The 16,087-nt window shown below is 55.9% G+C and carries 14 protein-coding genes; 6 read left to right on the top strand and 8 right to left on the bottom strand.

Annotated elements, in window-relative coordinates; translation table 11 throughout:
- Window positions 1-33: 33 nt before the first annotated feature.
- Together QP934_RS01420 and QP934_RS01415 are read left to right on the top strand one after the other, a co-directional pair.
- Window positions 34-882 (top strand): DNA primase, encoded by an 849-nt coding sequence (locus QP934_RS01420; RefSeq protein ID WP_198492851.1) that lies wholly within the window; start codon window positions 34-36, stop codon window positions 880-882.
- A 127-nt stretch (window positions 883-1,009) separates the two neighbouring features.
- A complete protein-coding gene (locus QP934_RS01415) occupies window positions 1,010-1,852 on the top strand; it encodes a hypothetical protein (protein WP_340419606.1) in 843 nt (280 codons plus the stop codon).
- Here QP934_RS01415 and QP934_RS01410 read toward each other — a convergent pair.
- On the bottom strand, window positions 1,849-2,367 hold the full coding sequence (locus QP934_RS01410) for a hypothetical protein (protein ID WP_225747137.1): 519 nt from the start codon (window positions 2,365-2,367) through the stop codon (window positions 1,849-1,851). The two genes, QP934_RS01415 and QP934_RS01410, sit on opposite strands and share 4 nt — an antisense overlap.
- A 112-nt stretch (window positions 2,368-2,479) precedes the next feature.
- Here QP934_RS01410 and QP934_RS01405 point away from each other — a divergent pair, with 112 nt between their 5' ends.
- Complete coding sequence (locus QP934_RS01405) at window positions 2,480-3,721, top strand: MFS transporter (RefSeq protein WP_419126608.1); 1,242 nt, start codon at window positions 2,480-2,482, stop codon at window positions 3,719-3,721.
- A 14-nt stretch (window positions 3,722-3,735) separates the two neighbouring features.
- Here the strand turns inward: QP934_RS01405 and QP934_RS01400 are convergent, their stop codons facing one another.
- On the bottom strand, window positions 3,736-4,920 hold the full coding sequence (locus QP934_RS01400; RefSeq protein WP_419126607.1) for an Nramp family divalent metal transporter: 1,185 nt from the start codon (window positions 4,918-4,920) through the stop codon (window positions 3,736-3,738).
- A gap of 202 nt (window positions 4,921-5,122) precedes the next feature.
- Window positions 5,123-8,245 carry a DUF3427 domain-containing protein gene (locus QP934_RS01395; RefSeq protein ID WP_419126605.1) on the bottom strand — a complete coding sequence of 1,041 codons (3,123 nt, stop codon included), beginning with the start codon at window positions 8,243-8,245 and terminating at the stop codon, window positions 5,123-5,125.
- A gap of 170 nt (window positions 8,246-8,415) precedes the next feature.
- Between QP934_RS01395 and QP934_RS01390 the strand changes: the two genes are divergently transcribed.
- Window positions 8,416-8,742: a hypothetical protein gene (locus QP934_RS01390; protein ID WP_419126603.1), complete on the top strand. Its 327-nt coding sequence runs from the start codon at window positions 8,416-8,418 to the stop codon at window positions 8,740-8,742.
- Between the two features lie 43 nt (window positions 8,743-8,785).
- Here the strand turns inward: QP934_RS01390 and QP934_RS01385 are convergent, their stop codons facing one another.
- Window positions 8,786-9,181: a (deoxy)nucleoside triphosphate pyrophosphohydrolase gene (locus QP934_RS01385; protein ID WP_419126601.1), complete on the bottom strand. Its 396-nt coding sequence runs from the start codon at window positions 9,179-9,181 to the stop codon at window positions 8,786-8,788.
- Between the two features lie 133 nt (window positions 9,182-9,314).
- On the opposite strand from QP934_RS01385, the gene QP934_RS01380 reads away from it, so the two are divergent.
- Together QP934_RS01380 and QP934_RS01375 are read left to right on the top strand one after the other, a co-directional pair.
- The gene (locus QP934_RS01380) at window positions 9,315-10,661 is read left to right on the top strand and encodes a YjiH family protein (RefSeq protein WP_419126599.1); all 1,347 of its coding nucleotides are present in this window, start codon (window positions 9,315-9,317) and stop codon (window positions 10,659-10,661) included.
- Window positions 10,662-10,708: 47 nt separating this feature from the next.
- A complete protein-coding gene (locus tag QP934_RS01375; RefSeq protein ID WP_349821963.1) occupies window positions 10,709-11,197 on the top strand; it encodes a hypothetical protein in 489 nt (162 codons plus the stop codon).
- A 37-nt stretch (window positions 11,198-11,234) separates the two neighbouring features.
- On the opposite strand, the gene hutG is transcribed toward QP934_RS01375, so the two are convergent.
- Genes hutG through QP934_RS01355 form a run of 4 tightly spaced genes read right to left on the bottom strand, consistent with a single transcriptional unit; the run spans window position 11,235 to window position 15,892 of the window.
- Complete coding sequence (hutG, locus tag QP934_RS01370; protein ID WP_419126597.1) at window positions 11,235-12,167, bottom strand: formimidoylglutamase; 933 nt, start codon at window positions 12,165-12,167, stop codon at window positions 11,235-11,237.
- 23 nt (window positions 12,168-12,190) lie between these two features.
- Complete coding sequence (locus QP934_RS01365) at window positions 12,191-13,531, bottom strand: YjiH family protein (protein WP_349821965.1); 1,341 nt, start codon at window positions 13,529-13,531, stop codon at window positions 12,191-12,193.
- A gap of 18 nt (window positions 13,532-13,549) precedes the next feature.
- Window positions 13,550-14,698 carry a CoA transferase gene (locus QP934_RS01360; protein ID WP_316981017.1) on the bottom strand — a complete coding sequence of 383 codons (1,149 nt, stop codon included), beginning with the start codon at window positions 14,696-14,698 and terminating at the stop codon, window positions 13,550-13,552.
- Between the two features lie 27 nt (window positions 14,699-14,725).
- The gene (locus QP934_RS01355; RefSeq protein ID WP_419126595.1) at window positions 14,726-15,892 is read right to left on the bottom strand and encodes an acyl-CoA dehydrogenase family protein; all 1,167 of its coding nucleotides are present in this window, start codon (window positions 15,890-15,892) and stop codon (window positions 14,726-14,728) included.
- Between the last annotated feature and the right edge of the window lie 195 nt (window positions 15,893-16,087).

Raw genomic sequence — 16,087 nt, 5'->3', positions numbered from 1 at the left:
CCTCTGCTTCCGAAGGATGGATTTTAAACCACCATGAGCTTTTTCGAAGATATTGCTTCTGCATTGGATGCCGAGGGCATCGAGTCCCGCGTCAATGATGACGTCATGTTTGTTCCGATTACCTCTGATCTGGAAATCCAATTTATTGAAATCGATCCGCTGCTTCCCGCCGCGAACGTCTACATTGCCGCGGCGGATGTCGATGAAGACGATGAGGAATTCGAGGCAGTCCTCGTCTCCGTTGCCTTCTCGGTAGATGATGCCGTGGAGGCGGTATCCCGCCACATCGCTACCGACCAGGTCGTCACCGTCCTGCGGGACCTGCTGGAGGGCACCGATGAGCGCATCGCGGAACTAGAATTTGCCCAAGATGAGCTCAACCCGCACCTCGTCGTGGCTGAAGTGGCCAACGACTCGGAGTTGCGCGTGCTCGTGGAAACCATCGACGGCGTCCCGTCCGCCATCGTGCGCTTCCTTGCCTTCGACTTCGACGAAGACGATCTCGATGACATGGAGGATGAGGCAGTCGCCCTCGCGTGGGAAGTGGATGAAGAGGATGAGGACCTCGATGAGGCTGATCGCCTCGCCCTCTTTGATAACGCCGAGTTTGATGACGTTCCCATCGTGGAGGTTCCGGCCGAGGCCCTTGAGCTTGGCACCTACACCGACTTCGATCGCCTCTTCGATGTCCTAGGCCTCGTCTCCGAGCAGGCCCTGGACTGGGAAGCACAGCTCGTCTCCTTTGATGACGAAGACTACGAAGAGCCTGACGTCTACGACATCTTCGGCGAAGACGACGAGGACGAAGACGAGGATTACCTGGACGGCGACGATGCCGACTTGGACGACGAATCCGACGCCCCCGAAGCTGACGAAAAGTAGTCCCGGCCTTCCCCATTTTAGAGGCCCTTTTGTGTTGCTACTTTCGCGCGCCGCCAATTAGGCTTTAGGACAATCCCAGCGTGCAGCTGGGAATTCGCCCTAAACCTAGCCTTCTGAGGAGGAGACCATGGCGATGACCCGCGACACCACGTGGCGCTACGTCCTTGTTGTAGTAGCCGTGGCACTCTCGCTCGCCGCGTGGCTTTGTACCGTCCTTGGGGTGTACTCCACGGTAAATGTGACTTTCGAGTCCTACCTGACCGCCAGCGTCTGGGTCCTCCTCCTGGTGGCCGCGGTGCTGCTATATACCTCGCAGTATGGGTTGGTGCCTAACTGCATCCTCCTGTATCCCATCTTCGGTGCCTCCATCAACCTGCTGTTGGGCTCGTTGACGGTGCGCTCGCAGGTGCCGATGTTCTTCGACACCGTCGGCACCGCCATCGTCGCCATCATCGCCGGTCCCGTGCTCGGCATGGCCACGGGGCTTACCACCACCGTATTGGGCGGAGTGTACTTTGCCTATGATCTCGCCTTTGCGCCCGTAGGTATCTTTATCGGCGCTGCCGTAGGCATTCTGGCGCGCCGCGGGGTATTCAACAGGCTGTCGTGGATCATTTTCTCTGGCCTCGGAATGGGCATCGGCTCCGGCGTGATGAGCGTGTACGTGCTTATCTTTTCCTTCAGCGGACTACCGCGCAAGGGGCCACAAAACCTCACCAAGTTCTACGAGATGATTTTCCAAGACGAGCGCCTGGCCATCATCTTGCAGGGACTTACCACGGACATTTTGGATAAGGTCTTTACCGTCCTCATCGCCTGCCTGGTCCTGCGCTTTATGCCAAAGGCAATCGCCCGGCACTACACGGTGACCTTCAACCATGAGGTGTTGAGGAAGGTGCTCCACGCGCCTGACCCGCATGCAGGGCCAGACACATCTGCGCAGTCAACGAAACAGCGCGCGACCGCCTAGGCGGCTTGGCTGAAGCCGGCGAAGAGTGACTCGGGGGAGTGGACCGGCTGATAGGAGCTATCCACGAGCCAGACATAAGTGGCATTCGGGCCACGGGAGACCTCGTGGACTGCACCCACCATCTCTGCCGGCACGAGCGTGCGCACCCAGCCCTCGGCCACGGCTGGTTCTACCGGCTGACCAAAGTTCTCGGTAATGCGGATGGTAATCAGATAGGCCGGAATGCGGTCTTGCCCAAAGCCGCGCACGCGAGCTTTCACGCGTGCGCCCACGCGGTGGCGGGTGATGCTCATGCAATACTCTCCGCTCGGTCCACCGGCGGGCGTCGGTAGTTGCTTTATCGGTGGGCGCCACGTGGGCGTGGGGCGCGCGAGGGAGCGTGGGTGATGCATGATGGCGGCGATAGAATTGATGGTGTCATATTCGTGGTAGAGCAAGTCCGCCGCAATCTCGGAGGCGGACTGGGGCAGGTTCATTGCGGTGGGCTGGGGAAACTTCTTTTGTACGTTGTGCATGGCCATCACACTAGAACCCAACGCGGACACAGCCCCAGTAAAAGCAAACGCATGTTCGAACACAACCTGCAAATGGCTTTCCCTGATGCCAAGGATTAGAGTTGCAGCCGATATGATGAATACACACAGCGGGGAAGTAGAACACGAGGAAGCGCCAAAGATCCCACGCGAAATCTGGGTCATGGTTACCGCCGCCTTTATTATCGCTTTGGGCTACGGCCTCATTGCCCCGCTCCTTCCGCAGTTTGTGGTTAGCTTCGATGTCTCCATGGCCGCCGCAGGCCTAGTGGTCTCCATCTTTGCCGCCTCGCGCCTTATCTTTGCGCCCATGTCCGGTTCTTTGGTGGATCGCGTCGGCTCGCGCCGCGTTTACCTCATCGGGCTCATGACCGTCGCGGTAACCACGGGGCTAGTCTCCATTGCACAAAGCTACTGGCACATCGTGGCCCTGCGTGCCTTGGCCGGCATTGGCTCTACTATGTTCACCGTCTCCGCCATGGGCCTTATCGTGCGCATGTCCCCGCCGACGATTCGTGGCAAGTGTTCTGCCACCTACGCCACGGCCTTCCTGCTCGGTAACGTCGCCGGCCCCGTTCTTGGTGCCAGCCTGTCCTTCCTGGGGTTTCGGTGGCCATTTTTCATCTACGGTGTGGGCGTGGCGCTGGCCGCGTTCGTCGTCTGGTGGCAAATGCCCCGCGTGAACCACAAACAAGCCAGCAAGGATAAGTTGCCGCCCATGCGCCTGCAGGAGGCCTGGAGCGATACCGCCTACCGCGCGGTGCTGACCTCTAACTTTGCCCATAGCTGGATCAACATGGGCGTGCGCGTATCCGTCCTGCCGCTTTTTGCTGCCTCCATCTTCCACAATGGCGCGGCCGCCTCCGGCCTGGCGCTCGCAGTCTTCGCGGCCGGCAACGCCATCGTCTTGCAATTTTCCGGCAAATGGTCTGATATTCACGGCCGCAAGCCACTCATTCTCATCGGCCTTATCGGCTCAGCCATCTTCATGGTGCTGATGGGCATGGCTACCAGCGTGTGGTTTCTCCTGCTTATTTCCGCCTTCGCCGGCGCCTCCTCCGGGCTCATTAACCCCTCCCAGCAGGCCGCGGTGGGAGACATCGTGGGCAATGACCGCTCCGGCGGCAAGGTGCTATCCACCTTCCAGATGGCAGGAGACTTCGGCCAAATCTTGGGGCCCATGCTCATTGGCCTGCTTGCCGACGCCTCCGGCTTCCCCCTCGCCTTCACCGTCTGCGGCGCCATCGCCTTCATCGGCATCATTGCCTGGGCATTCGGCCGCGACCCGCACGCCGCGGTGGGGAATAAGCCGAAGCGGGTGCCGCAGGGGAAGTAGGCACGTATTCTCGGCTAGAGAATTTCACCCAGTTGGGAAGCACATAGATAAACGAAGGCAACGGAGATTACCGCCATCAACGTGTTGACGATCCAGCCGTTTCTCCATTGCTTTGGGGTGTGTTTGGTATTCAGCAGGACCAAAAGCGTAAGGCCTAAGAACGGCATAAACAAAGCGCCCAGAACGCCGTAGGCGATGATGAGTCCGGTTGGCTTTCCAAGGAGCAAAAGCAGCATTGGTGGGAAGGTCAGCCAGATGAGGTAAGCGCGGTAGTACTTTCCACCAGTACTGGTTCGGGGATCGCCTTGCGGGATCTTTTTGAGGTGGCCGATGTAGTCGGCAAACATCAGAGACACACCGTTCCACACACCGAGGCAGGAAGAGAATGCGGCAGAGAAGAACCCGACGATGAACAATTTGGACATGAAGGCTCCGTAGCGGTCCTCGAGAACGTCTGCCATATCAACGAGACCCTGGTCATTATCAGAGACCGCGACATTGGCGCTGTAGAGGAGTTCAGCACCCAGCGCGAGTGTGGCTAAGACAAAAATACCGGTAACTGCGTATGCCACTGCATTGTCCATGCGCATAACTTGCATCCATGTTGGTGTGTACCATTCCTTTTCTCTCAGCCAGTAGCCGTAAGCGGCAAGCGTGATTGTGCCGCCCACTCCGCCAGCGATGGACAACACATAGACGAAGGAGCCATCTGGAATCTGTGGTACCAAACCACCGATGACTTCGGGAAGGTTCGGAGCTGTAATGGCGGCGATGCCCACCACGGTGACAAACATGATTCCGACCAAGATGGCTGATAGCTTCTCGAAAAGCTGATATCGCCCAAGCCAAGTTAGAGTGAAGCAGGATATTCCAGCAATAATTGCCCACATTTCGAGACTGGTACCTGGGAAAAGGGCGCTAAGAGCGAGGCCAGCGCCGGACATCGATGCAGCGCCGTAGACGAGACCCCAAATAACGATATATGGGGCAAAATACCAGGAGGTCCACCGTCCCAACTCGCGCCAGCCATGGAACATAGTGTTTCCGGTAGCAAGGCTATACCGACCGACACCTTCGACCAGTACAATCTTCATAATTGTGCCGATGATGACCGCCCAAAGGAGCGCGTAGCCATAGCGCTGGCCAGCGATCATGGTGGCCACTAGGTCGGCCGCACCAACGCCTGTCGCTGCGGCCACTAATCCAGGACCGACTAAGGTCCATTTCACTCTAGCTTGGTTGGTAGTGTCTACGTTGTGTCTGCTGCCTGCAGGCCGTGCAGAACTCGATTCGCTGGTCTGACTCATGGCACCCTCTCGATTGATTGTGTTTCTAATCACTATAGGGAGGGTGGTGCTTTTCTATCAGGAAAACGCGGATTTCAATTTTTCGATCGGCCGTCTAGGCCACCGTTCTTCCCGCAGCGTAGAGAGCCTTGGGCATTGCTCGCTGGAGCTTCCATTCGAATTGGATCGGCTTTTCTCCATGATGTGACACATAATCCACAGCGCCTAAATAGGTATAAGCGCTCGCTGTACCGACTTCGTTCTTCTTGTTAAAACGCGAGGCTATGAGAATCTTGCCATCACGGTTCTGATGGCCGATGTAGCGTTTAGCCGCCTTCGACTTCAGCGTCGTTGTTGATTGAGATTCCCAGTGCAACAGATCAGGTGAAATTGGATAGTCTCGGTAATTCGTAGAGGAACTTACTTGTTCGTCTTTTTGGAACGTCACCAAGAACAGGTCTGTATTGATATCGGGGAAGTATTTCACGCCCTCGCGGGGAAGGTTCACAAGTCGTGCAAGGCTTCCAGTCTCCAAAGCACCAATTAGTTCAGCCAATGAATAGTCCGCGTGCGTCTCCAACACAGAGGTCTCGCTATGCTGCGGAATAATGCGAGAGGAGTCGCTGCACATTTGCATAACCTGTTGCAATTCCCAAGCAACCTGCGGGTGCTGGCGCAATATCATCAGTGCCTCGTCATAAGAACCGGGATGCGGAGAATTTGAGTTTGCCCAGAACCCGAGAACGAGCATCCGGGTGAAAGCTTGATCGGATGGTTCCATGTCGGCATAGCGGAGATCTGGGGTGGAAAGGATGCGCAGGTAGGCATCGATTCGGTGCGGATCGTTGACGTGGAGGAAAACCCGAACCCGATTAAGTAGAAACGCCTCGGTCTCACTGGCGTTCTGCTGAATGAGGCCTTCTTCACGAAGTAACCGCGTCCATGAATATTTTGAGGGGCGATAGATGTCTTCTAATTGGAGATTTGCTTCCTCAAGGAACTCTTTGAGATCTGTAGTTCGAATTTCAGAGAGCAATGCCCGTACTTTGCGTAGGGAATTTCGCGAGATCTTCTTGACATTGTGAAGAACCTGCTCGGTTGTCGTTTGGTCGAGCTGAATATGTGACCCAGGCGGAGTCGTGGGAAACCCCTGTTCAATTTCTTCGGTCAAGCGCTTGCCCCGTTTCCGGGTTAGGGCATGGAACTTTCGCTCGAAATCAAAATCTGCATGCTGTTGGCCAATGAAATCGAAAATGACGCAGGAGTCTTTACCTGGAGATAGACGGAGACCGCGACCTAGTTGTTGCAGAAAGACCACGGGGCTTTGTGTCGGGCGGAGCAAAAGTAGGGTGTTAACAGCCGGGATGTCTATTCCCTCGTTAAATATATCTACAGAGAACAAAACTTTGATCTCGCCAGCCTCCAGCTCTCTAATGGCCTGGGCTCGCTCTACGGCAGAGAGCTCGTTCGTTACAGCGCGCGCTGGGATTCCACATTGTTGGAACTGTGTTGCCATATATTTTGCGTGAGCAATAGTGACGCAAAACCCGATAGCTTTCATCTCTGAGAGATCGAAAACGCGTCGGTTAAGCTCGTTAATAATGAAGCGGGTGCGCTTTTCTCCTGCTTTGATGTAGAACTCAGAGAGCTCTCTGGAGTTGTAGTCTCTCCTGCCTCGGCTCCAGGTCAACGAAGAAAGGTCCGTTCCATCAGCAATCCCGTAGTAATGCATAGGAACTAAGAGCTGTAAACGCAAAGCATCCCACAAGCGCAGTTCATGGGCTACGCGGTAGTCAAAGTATTTTTGAACGTTTTCGCCATCACCACGTTCTGGGGTTGCTGTTAAGCCTACGAGCTCTCGTGGTTGGAAGTGGTCTAAAAGCGCGTTATAGGTGGGAGCTTGTGCGTGATGGAACTCGTCAATTATTACGACATCAAAGCGTTTGGGATCTAGCTTGTGTAGACGAGAAGCGTGTAGAGATTGCACGCTTGCAAAAACAAAATCCCAACGGTGGGGCGCAGCGCCGTCGACAAGCAGCTCTCCAAAATCTGCGTCTTTGAGAACTTCCCGGAAAGTCCGTCGGGCCTGGTGAAGAATTTCCTTTCGGTGAGCCACGAAGAGCAATTGGGGACGTCGCTTCCATTGTTCGCAAAGATTTCGATAATCCAGTGCAGCCACTACGGTCTTTCCAGTTCCTGTCGCTGCTACCAGGAGGTTTCGATGTCGATGCTTTATCTCGCGCTCTGACCTCAACGCCTCGAGCATTTCTTCTTGGTATGGGTAGGGCGTTACCTCTAGGCCAGAAAGCTCCAATTGGCGAAGCGCTCCGGACGATTCACCGCCTTTGGCAATGCGCAGAGACCGTTCCAGGCGCTCCATGTCACTAATAGGGTCGAAGGTTTTAAAATGGCTGTCGTGCCAGTAACTTTCAAAAGTCTTGATGAATTTATTGATTACTTCTGGTGTTGCGGTGTTAGATCCGCGGACGTTCCACTCCCAACCATCGACTAGAGCGGACCTTGACAGGTTAGAACTACCAATAAATGCAGTGTCGAAACCGGACTTTCGGCGGAACAGCCAAGCCTTGGCATGAAGGCGAGTGGATTTGTGCTCGTAGCAAATTTTCACGTCTGCCTGATACTTCTCAACCAATCGCTTGAGAGCGGCTGCGTCAGACGCACCGCAGTACGTAGAAGTAAGAAGGCGGAAGGGGATCTTATTGTCTCGGAGATACTCGAGCTGTCTATCAAGGACGCTAATGCCGGAATTCTTAATGAAGGCGCACAGCAGGTCTACCGAATCGGCCGTCTTGATTTCTCTCTCGATTTCGCTGGTTAAACTAGACTCTCCCAGGGCGTTGGTAAATAGTGCGCTCTTGGTGAGTGAAACGTCTGGAAGGAGGGGCGGATCTGCTAACCCCGAGTTGTAGACAGCGTAAAGAAGCTCCTCGGAATCGATTCCCTCATCATCGCCCAGTAGAAGCGCAATGTTGTTAATCAGAGCAACTCGGTCTTCGGGTGACTTCAATCCGAGGAGACGGTGCTCTAAGAGTGAGCCGATGTGCTGAGCAATCGCCGAGGTGTAGCGGCCTTGAGCTTCCTGATCGGAACTTCTTCCAATACCGAATCCTGCAGCAGGGTGTTGGTTTAGCGTTTCCTCCATTCGCTCGCGAATCCGGGTCGTAATGGGGGTTTCGTATACGCCAAAAGGTAGGGAAGAATCGGGACTGGTGCTCATAATGACCAAATTCTAAAGGCTTTGCACTTTTAATTGGCCTATAAGAGGATTAGCGAAGTAATTTTCTCCCGCTGATTTTGTTCTGCATCGATTTCCCGAGAGTGTGAACTCTTTGAAGAAAAGCGTGTACAGATTCCGAACCCTATATTCCCTTTTGATTGGAGCCCGGATTGAGAAGCCCGAAATGGTTACGTGATGAAATTCTTTTAGTGGCTGAGGTGGGCATCCTTTTAGGTTGGCCAACTACCGGTCCGACAGAAGAAGTATCTCGGGTCTCCAGCCTTCTGGCAAGCGGCACCATGCATGGAGAGGAGTTCCTACCCGGACCAAAGTTTAGGAATGTCAATGGCGTGAGCCGAAAATACTTTGACCTCTATTCAGCGCGGCCTTCATATGAGGGGAAAGCGACCAACGGAGGAAAAGCAACGCAGGAAATCGCCGCATTGGCGGAGTCTGGTCCGCAATTGGTGTTGCGTTTAGCGGAGGATATCCGCTGAATGCTGGCGAAAGGACACTACGAAAGAAGGGATCTCTCGTTCCTTAGTTGTGAGTAGAAGCTAATGCTTCTACCGCCGGAATATCAGCGGGAGCCCAGTTCAAACTAGCGGCCTCTGCGGGGGTAACCCACTTCGCCTCGTCGTGGTCGGTCAGGCGTAGGTCGCCGTCGACAAGCGTGCAATAGAACGTCGTTAGTTCAATGGTCCCGAATGCGTACTCGTAGGTTGTTGTCGCGACCATGGCTCCCACCTCGGCTTTGAGGTTAAGTTCTTCGCGTATTTCCCGAGCTAGAGCTTGCTGAGGTGTTTCACCAGGCTCAATTTTTCCACCTGGAAATTCCCAGTGGCCTTCTAGTGGTTTGCCCGGTTTCTTTCGGCAGGCGAGGAAACGCTGGCCATCATGGAAGACGGCGCCGACGACGCGAATGGGTTTAGACATGACTTTATTGTGCCTTAGATCTCGAAAACGTCTAGACAGTGAGCTGTTACTTAGCTAACATATCCCCAATGTTCGCGTAAGGCTGTCACGCGGGCTTGATTTTTGTAGGCAAGCTTGAGGGGACGGTTTTACTGTGACTTCTACCGAATCGGTCTATTCCTCCATTCAGAGCCATGACGGGGAAATCCCGCAGCCTGGCGGACGGTGGAAACTCTTTTTATATAGCGCCATCGGCGCGTTCGTATTCTTCCTGCCGGTGACGTATCAGGATAAGCGCTCCATTCCTTTGGACCACATGGTCACCATGGTGCGCGAAGGGATTCCGGCGCTAGTGCCGTGGATTATTTTTGCCCTTGCCGTCTATGGCACGGTGCGTAGCTTTACCACCGGGGCGTTTAAGGAAAGCGCGCTGCAGGCGGTCTTTGCGGTGCTCAACATTGTGGGTGCGGTGGTCTCCTTCCTTATGGTCATCGAGGCGCTGCCGTGGGTGCTGGGCGATGAAGACCTAGTGCCGTTCCTGTGGAACTCCATCGCGATTCCGGTTGGTCTCATTGTGCCTATCGGTGGGGCATTCCTGGCGTTTCTCATTGGCTTTGGTTTGCTGGAATTTGTCGGCGTGCTCATGCAGCCCATCATGCGGCCGCTGTGGAAGACGCCGGGGCGCTCCGCCATTGACGCGGTGGCCTCGTTTGTGGGCTCGTATTCGCTGGGCATTTTGGTGACGGACCGCGTCTACCAAAAGGGCGGCTATACCGGGCGCGAGGCGGCCATCATTGCCACTGGCTTTTCGACGGTCTCTGCGGCCTTCATGGTTATCGTGGCCAAGCAGCTTGACCTGATGAAGATCTGGGGCACCTATTTTATTGTCACGCTCATCGTGACCTTTGTAGTGACGGCCATTACCGTGCGCATTCCGCCGCTGCGCACCATTCCGGATGAGTACTTTGCAGACGCGCACCCAGACCCGGAAAAGCCGGTGGAGGGCTCGCGCGTCAAGAACGCGTGGCGCGAAGCAATGCTGGCACTGCAGCGCGCGCCGTCCCTGTGGGCGTCCATCTGGGAGAATCTGCGCGATGGAGTGCGCATGGCGGCGGCCATCGTGCCTTCCATTATGTCGGTGGGCCTCATTGGCCTATTGCTTGCGCGCTTTACGCCCATCTTTGAGTGGATTGGCTACCTGTTCTACCCATTCGCGTGGGTAGTGCAGCTGCCGGAGCCGGTCCAGGCCGGAAAGGGCGCGGCCATGGGTATTGCGGAGATGTTCCTGCCCGCCACTGCAGTGGCAGGCAGCGACAGCATGGTCCTCAAGTTCGTCATCGGCGTGGTGGCAGTTTCTGCCATCATTTTCTTCTCCGCTCTGGTGCCGTGCATTCTGGCCACCAAGATTCCGGTGAAACTGACCCACCTGGTCATCATTTGGTTTGAGCGTGTAGCGCTGACCATTCTTATCGCCACGCCGATTGCCCACCTGCTGTTTTGATAAGTTGAACCCAAGATGGATAAGAGGATCGATATCGCTGGAGGGCAATGATGCTTATAGCCACTATCGCAGCTGAGGTAGCTTTTTGGCTTTGCTTAGTGGCTGGCTGTCTCTTGCGCTACGTCTTTAATCTGCGCAAACTTGGCTTGATACTTATGGCCGCGACCCCAATCATCGACCTGCTGCTCTTGGTATTTTTCTATGTGAGCCTGAGCCAAGGCGGTACGGCCGAATTCATGCACGGCTTCGCGGCCTTTTATATTGCTTTCTCGGTTGTCTTTGGCAAAGACATTATTGGATTCGTTGACCAGAAAGTTTCTGGTGGCAGCACTCGCACAGGGCCCAAAGATAACCAGCGCAGTTTCACACAATGTGTCCTCGCAAGTGTTGGCGCAGCGCTTTTGCTGCTCATAGGCATTGTGGTGACTGGCTTAGCGGGTAGCTTCTGGCTTGTCTACTGGCTCATCGCCGTTGCCTTTACTCCCGCTATGTGGTGGGGAGTCCAACGTTGGATGAGTAAGAAAGCTACCCGATAAACTGCACGGCCCGGGTAAACCCCAAGGCCGTTGGCGTTTAGCTAGTGAGGTGCGCCGTGGCGATGTCGTCGATGAGCCGCGCCGCTGCCTTGGCGGTGCGGTTATCTATGTCAAAGGTGGGGTTGAGCTCGACGACGTCCACCAAGGCCAGCTTTCCAGTCCGCGCAATAGCTACGGCCATGGCGCGGATGCGCTCATAGCTCACGCCCAGAGACGCCGGGGCGGATACGCCCGGCGCGGTGGACGCTGGCAAAACGTCGAGGTCGATAGACAGGTGGATCTTATCCTTGCCCTCCGTGGCGCGGGCAGCGAGCTCGCCGCACTCGGCTGGGGTTAGGTTGACCAGCTCTTCGTCTAGGGTGATCGCCACGCCGAGGGACTCGGCTTCGTCGAAAAGCACTGCGGTGTTATTGGGGCGGGAGATACCCAGCACGGTGTAGTCGAAGTCCTCGGTGAGCTCCGAAATCTGTTTGAACGGGGTGCCGGAGGTGGCGTGGTCCGCGCGGCGCAGATCGAAGTGGGCGTCCAGGTTGATGATTTTGGTGGCGCCTACAGCGCGGTAGAGGCCGCGGTGGGAGCCAAAGGCAGTCTCGTGCCCGCCGCCCAAAATGATGGGGAGGGTGCCGGCCTCGACGAGTTCCTGCACCTTGTTAGAAAGCGCGTCGTGGGCGCCATCGAGGTCATCGGCCTGGGTGGTGATCGTGCCGGCGTCGGCAAGCGCATGCCCATGGTGGACTGCCAAGGAACCCAGCGCGGAACGCAGCGCGGCTGGGCCTGCGGCTGCACCCTGGCGGCCACCGTTGCGCAGCACGCCTTCATCAGACGCAAAGCCTAGGAGGGTTACTGGGGCGGGGGATTCGGTGGATTGATTGATAACGCTATGCCAGCGGGCATGCTCTGGGCCTGGGCCATCGGAGCGGCCAGACCATTCGGGGGCGGGGGTGAAAAGTTCAGCTTTTTCGGTGTTCATGGTTTTCGATGTTAGGCGGTGAGTTACATCAGCGCAGCGATGCCGTAGGCAAACGGTGCGGCGATGATGGTGGACAAAATGACGCGCTCGAACCAGATTATGATGATGTTCTTAATGCTCAGTGGAATGTCCGTGGCCAGCACGGAAGGCACCATAGAGGAGAAGAAGAATACCTGGGAGACTGACACCATAGCGATAATAAGCCTTAGGACGTCGGATTCCGCGCCGGCAACCAAGGTGGCTGGTAGGAAGAGCTCAGATAGGCCAATGGCGAGGGCTTCGGAGCCAAGGCCCGGATCCGGTACTCCCAAGATCCACAGCACTGGGTAGAACAGGTAGCCAAAATAAGTAAAGAACGGGGTGTAGAAGGCCACTACCAAGCCAAGGAAGCCCACGGACATGATGCCTGGTAGAACCTGCATGGTCATGAGCAGGCCATCGCGGAAGTTGTGCCACAGTACCTTCCAAAGCGGTGGCGAATCACGGAGAACTGCCTTTGCTTCTTCCCAGGCAGTGTGCGCACGGCTGTCATTGACCTCGGATTCCGGGTTGGGTTCCGCGCCGGGGTAGTAATCCTCCGGGATGGTAGCGATGGGTGGAATGCGCACCATTATTACTGTCACCAGGAAGGTGACGATAAGGGTGGCTCCGAAATACATTCCCCACACACTCATAAGGTCAAGGGCGCGGGCGATGACCACCATGAATGTGGCGGAGGCGGTAGAAAATCCAGCAGCGATGATGGCCGCTTCTTTCCCGGTATATCCACCGGCCCTATACACGCGGTTAGTCACGAGCAGGCCTAGCGAGTAGCTGCCGACGAAGGAGGCCACTGCATCAATAGCTGAGCGCCCAGGCGTTTTGTACAGCGGCCGCATGATGGGCTGTACCCACACGCCCATGTACTCCATGAGGCCGAATCCAACCAGTAGGGCGAGGAAAATGGCACCCACAGGGATTAAGAGGCCTACGGGGATGACTAGTTTATTGAGGAGAAATGGACCGAGGTCTTCTTCAAAGACGAAGGCGGGGCCGAAATTAAACACCAGCATGGCCGTGATGAGCACCGCCAAGATATTCAAGAAGGCGAAGACCATGCGTGCGGCAGAGGACTTCCATGTGCCCGTGGCAAATGGGGCGATGGCACCGGCAACGATGAGCAGCAGCACTACGTACTTGGAGCCGCTACCTAGGGTGTCAGAAATCCAACCCACCAGGTGATCGAGCAGGATGGTGTTTTCTCCTCCGAAGGGAAAGGGGACGAAGAAGGCGAAGATGCCGAGTCCGCTATATACAAAGAATCGCCAGGTGTTTTTCACTGGAGGGGTGGAGGTTTTAGTGCGAGGATTTGTGGTGTCAGTCATGGTGTTTCCATTTCAGAATCATCCGCGCACCGGCTCAGCGAGCCATTCGGGGATATGGGCGTTGTGCTCTCCTAGTTGCGGTGCTGGCTCCGGCTGGCGGGAGCCAGTCAGACGCAGGGGAGAGCTTAAGGTAGTAAATCCATCGGATTCGGTAAAGAGAACTTCGCGTTCAGTGCCTACATCTCCGTGCAGGGCTTCGTCAACGGAATGGACCGGCGCGGTGGGAACCCCGTGTTCTTGGAAGAGGGCGAGCGCTTGCTCGACGGTCTTGCCCCGCAGGGCGTCCTCAATAATGGAGCGGACTTCTTCGCGGCGCTCTTTGCGGGCGGGATTGGAGTTGTACCGCGGATCATCGACCATGTATTCCAAGCCCAAGGCGCGAGTCAGGCATCCGAAGAGCTTCTCATTCAAGATAGCGATGACCACCTCACCGTCATCCACACGGTAAGTACTGAAGGGGACGGTCATGGCGTGGTCGCTACCAACGGCCGTGGGTACCTCTTCTTCATACAGGTCTCGCATGGCCACTGATTCCAGGATGGATACCAAGGAATCAAACATGGCGACGTCAACGTGCTGTCCATGGCCGGTGCGATGGCGCTCCTGCAAGGCGCCGAGCGTGCCGATAGCACCATAGAGTCCGGGGATCAGATCTCCCAGACTGATGCCTACACGGGTGGGGCGCCCGCCTGGCCAGCCGGTTACAGACATGATTCCGCTCATCGCTTGTGCCACAAGGTCATAGGCAGGGGCCTTGCTCATAGAACCGCTTTGGCCAAAGCCACTGATGCTGGTGACGATGAGCTGCGGGTTGAGTTCCATAAGGGATTCTGGAGAAATGCCCAGTTTTTCCATTACGCCGGGCCGGAAGTTTTCTACCAGTACGTCGGCACGCTGCACCAACTCGCGCAACGTGTTCAAGTCTGCCTCTTCTTTGAGGTTCAAGGTGATGCCCTTCTTAGACCGGTTAAATAGCCGGTAGTAGGCTGAGTCACCTTTGAAATCTGGGCCAAAATTGCGGGAGTCATCACCCCAGGGGGTTTCGATTTTGATGACCTCGGCCCCTAAGTCAGCCAGAATCATCGAGCAAAAGGGACCTGCCAGCACGCGTGACATATCCAGCACACGCAGGCCTTCGAGGGAGTGTGGGTGTCCAGTATCGACCATGGGGGAGCTCCTTTCCAGGGAAGTGGTTTAGACAAAGGCGGAAATGCCGGTGATGGAACGGGCAGCAACGAGTTGGTTGATATCGAAGGTGCCTTCGTAGGAGTAGATTGCTTCGGCATCGCAGAAGTGCTTGGCGGCGGTGTAGTCAGAAATGATGCCGTTTCCGCCGAGGAGTTCGCGGCCAAGTGCGGCGGACTCGCGCATCAACTTGGATACGTGTGCCTTAGCTAGTGCAGAGTGCTCGCCGCGGGTGCCTCCCCGGGCCTCCAGGCGAGTAAGGGCCGCCATCATGGATTCGGAAGCGATGAGGTTACCCAAAATGGTGGAAAGTTTGGACTGGTTAATCTGGAAGCTAGCCAGTGGCTTTCCAAATTGATTGCGCTTGCCGGTGTAGTCCAAGGCAGTATCCAGTACACCCATTTGCAGTCCTACTGCTTGCCAGCCCACTGTGGAGCGGGCGGACTTCAACACCTTGTTGGTGTCTTTAAAAGTATTGGCGTGGGCCAGCTTGTAATCATCTGGAACAAAGACGTCGTTAAGCGTGATATCGGCATTTTGCACAGCGCGAAGCGCAATGCGGTTGTGCATGAGGGTGGCTTTGTAGCCTTCCCAGGAGGTATCGACGAGGAACCCCTTGACGTGGTTGTCTTCAGGATCGCGTGCCCAAACTACGACGTAATCGGACCAGGTGGCGTTGCCAATCCAGCGTTTCGCACCGTTGAGGATCCACCCGCCGTCGACCTTCGTGGCGGTGGTGGACATATCTTGCGCGACGTCGGAACCGGCATCCGGCTCGGTGATGGCGAAGACGCCGGTTTTCTTTACCGCGTAGATGTCTGGGAGCCACCGCTCCTTTTGTTCCTCGGAGGCGAGAAGCTCAATGGATCCCGTGAACAGACCATCCTGGCCACTGAAAAACGTTCCGACGGAGGCATCGGCGCGGTGAATTTCCGCCGTGACTAGGCCAGCCAGCAGATGGGAGCGGCCCTGGTGGCGAACCAAGCTGATGATGTCGAGTTCTTGGATAGAGGGGAGTAGCTCGTGGGGGAATTCGCAGCGATTCCAGTAGTCGGTGGCGATGGGGCGAACCTTGTCGTGGGTCCAATCGCGGACCTTGTGGAGAATCTCAAGTTCTTCCGCGGGTAGGTCCTGTTCGAATCCGTAAAAGTCTCCGTCTGGGTAGCGGCCGGGCATAGGGTTCTCCAATCCGATAAGTTAGGCGAAACACATTCGGTGACAGAATGTAATCTGTAACACTCTGTGTGGGATAGGCTACGGTGAGTGGAATGGGAAAGCACTAGTCGAATCGGGCGGAAAGTCTTGTATGTGAGACCGTTAAGAAGTAAGTTATTTCTGTACAGTAATAGTTATTTCCATAGTGGAGGCGGG

This window comes from Corynebacterium sp. MSK122 (genome assembly GCF_030229435.2).
GTDB lineage: Bacteria > Actinomycetota > Actinomycetes > Mycobacteriales > Mycobacteriaceae > Corynebacterium > Corynebacterium marquesiae.
The sequence above is the reverse complement of the archived record's forward strand: the minus strand, read 5'-3'. Positions and strand labels throughout refer to the sequence as shown.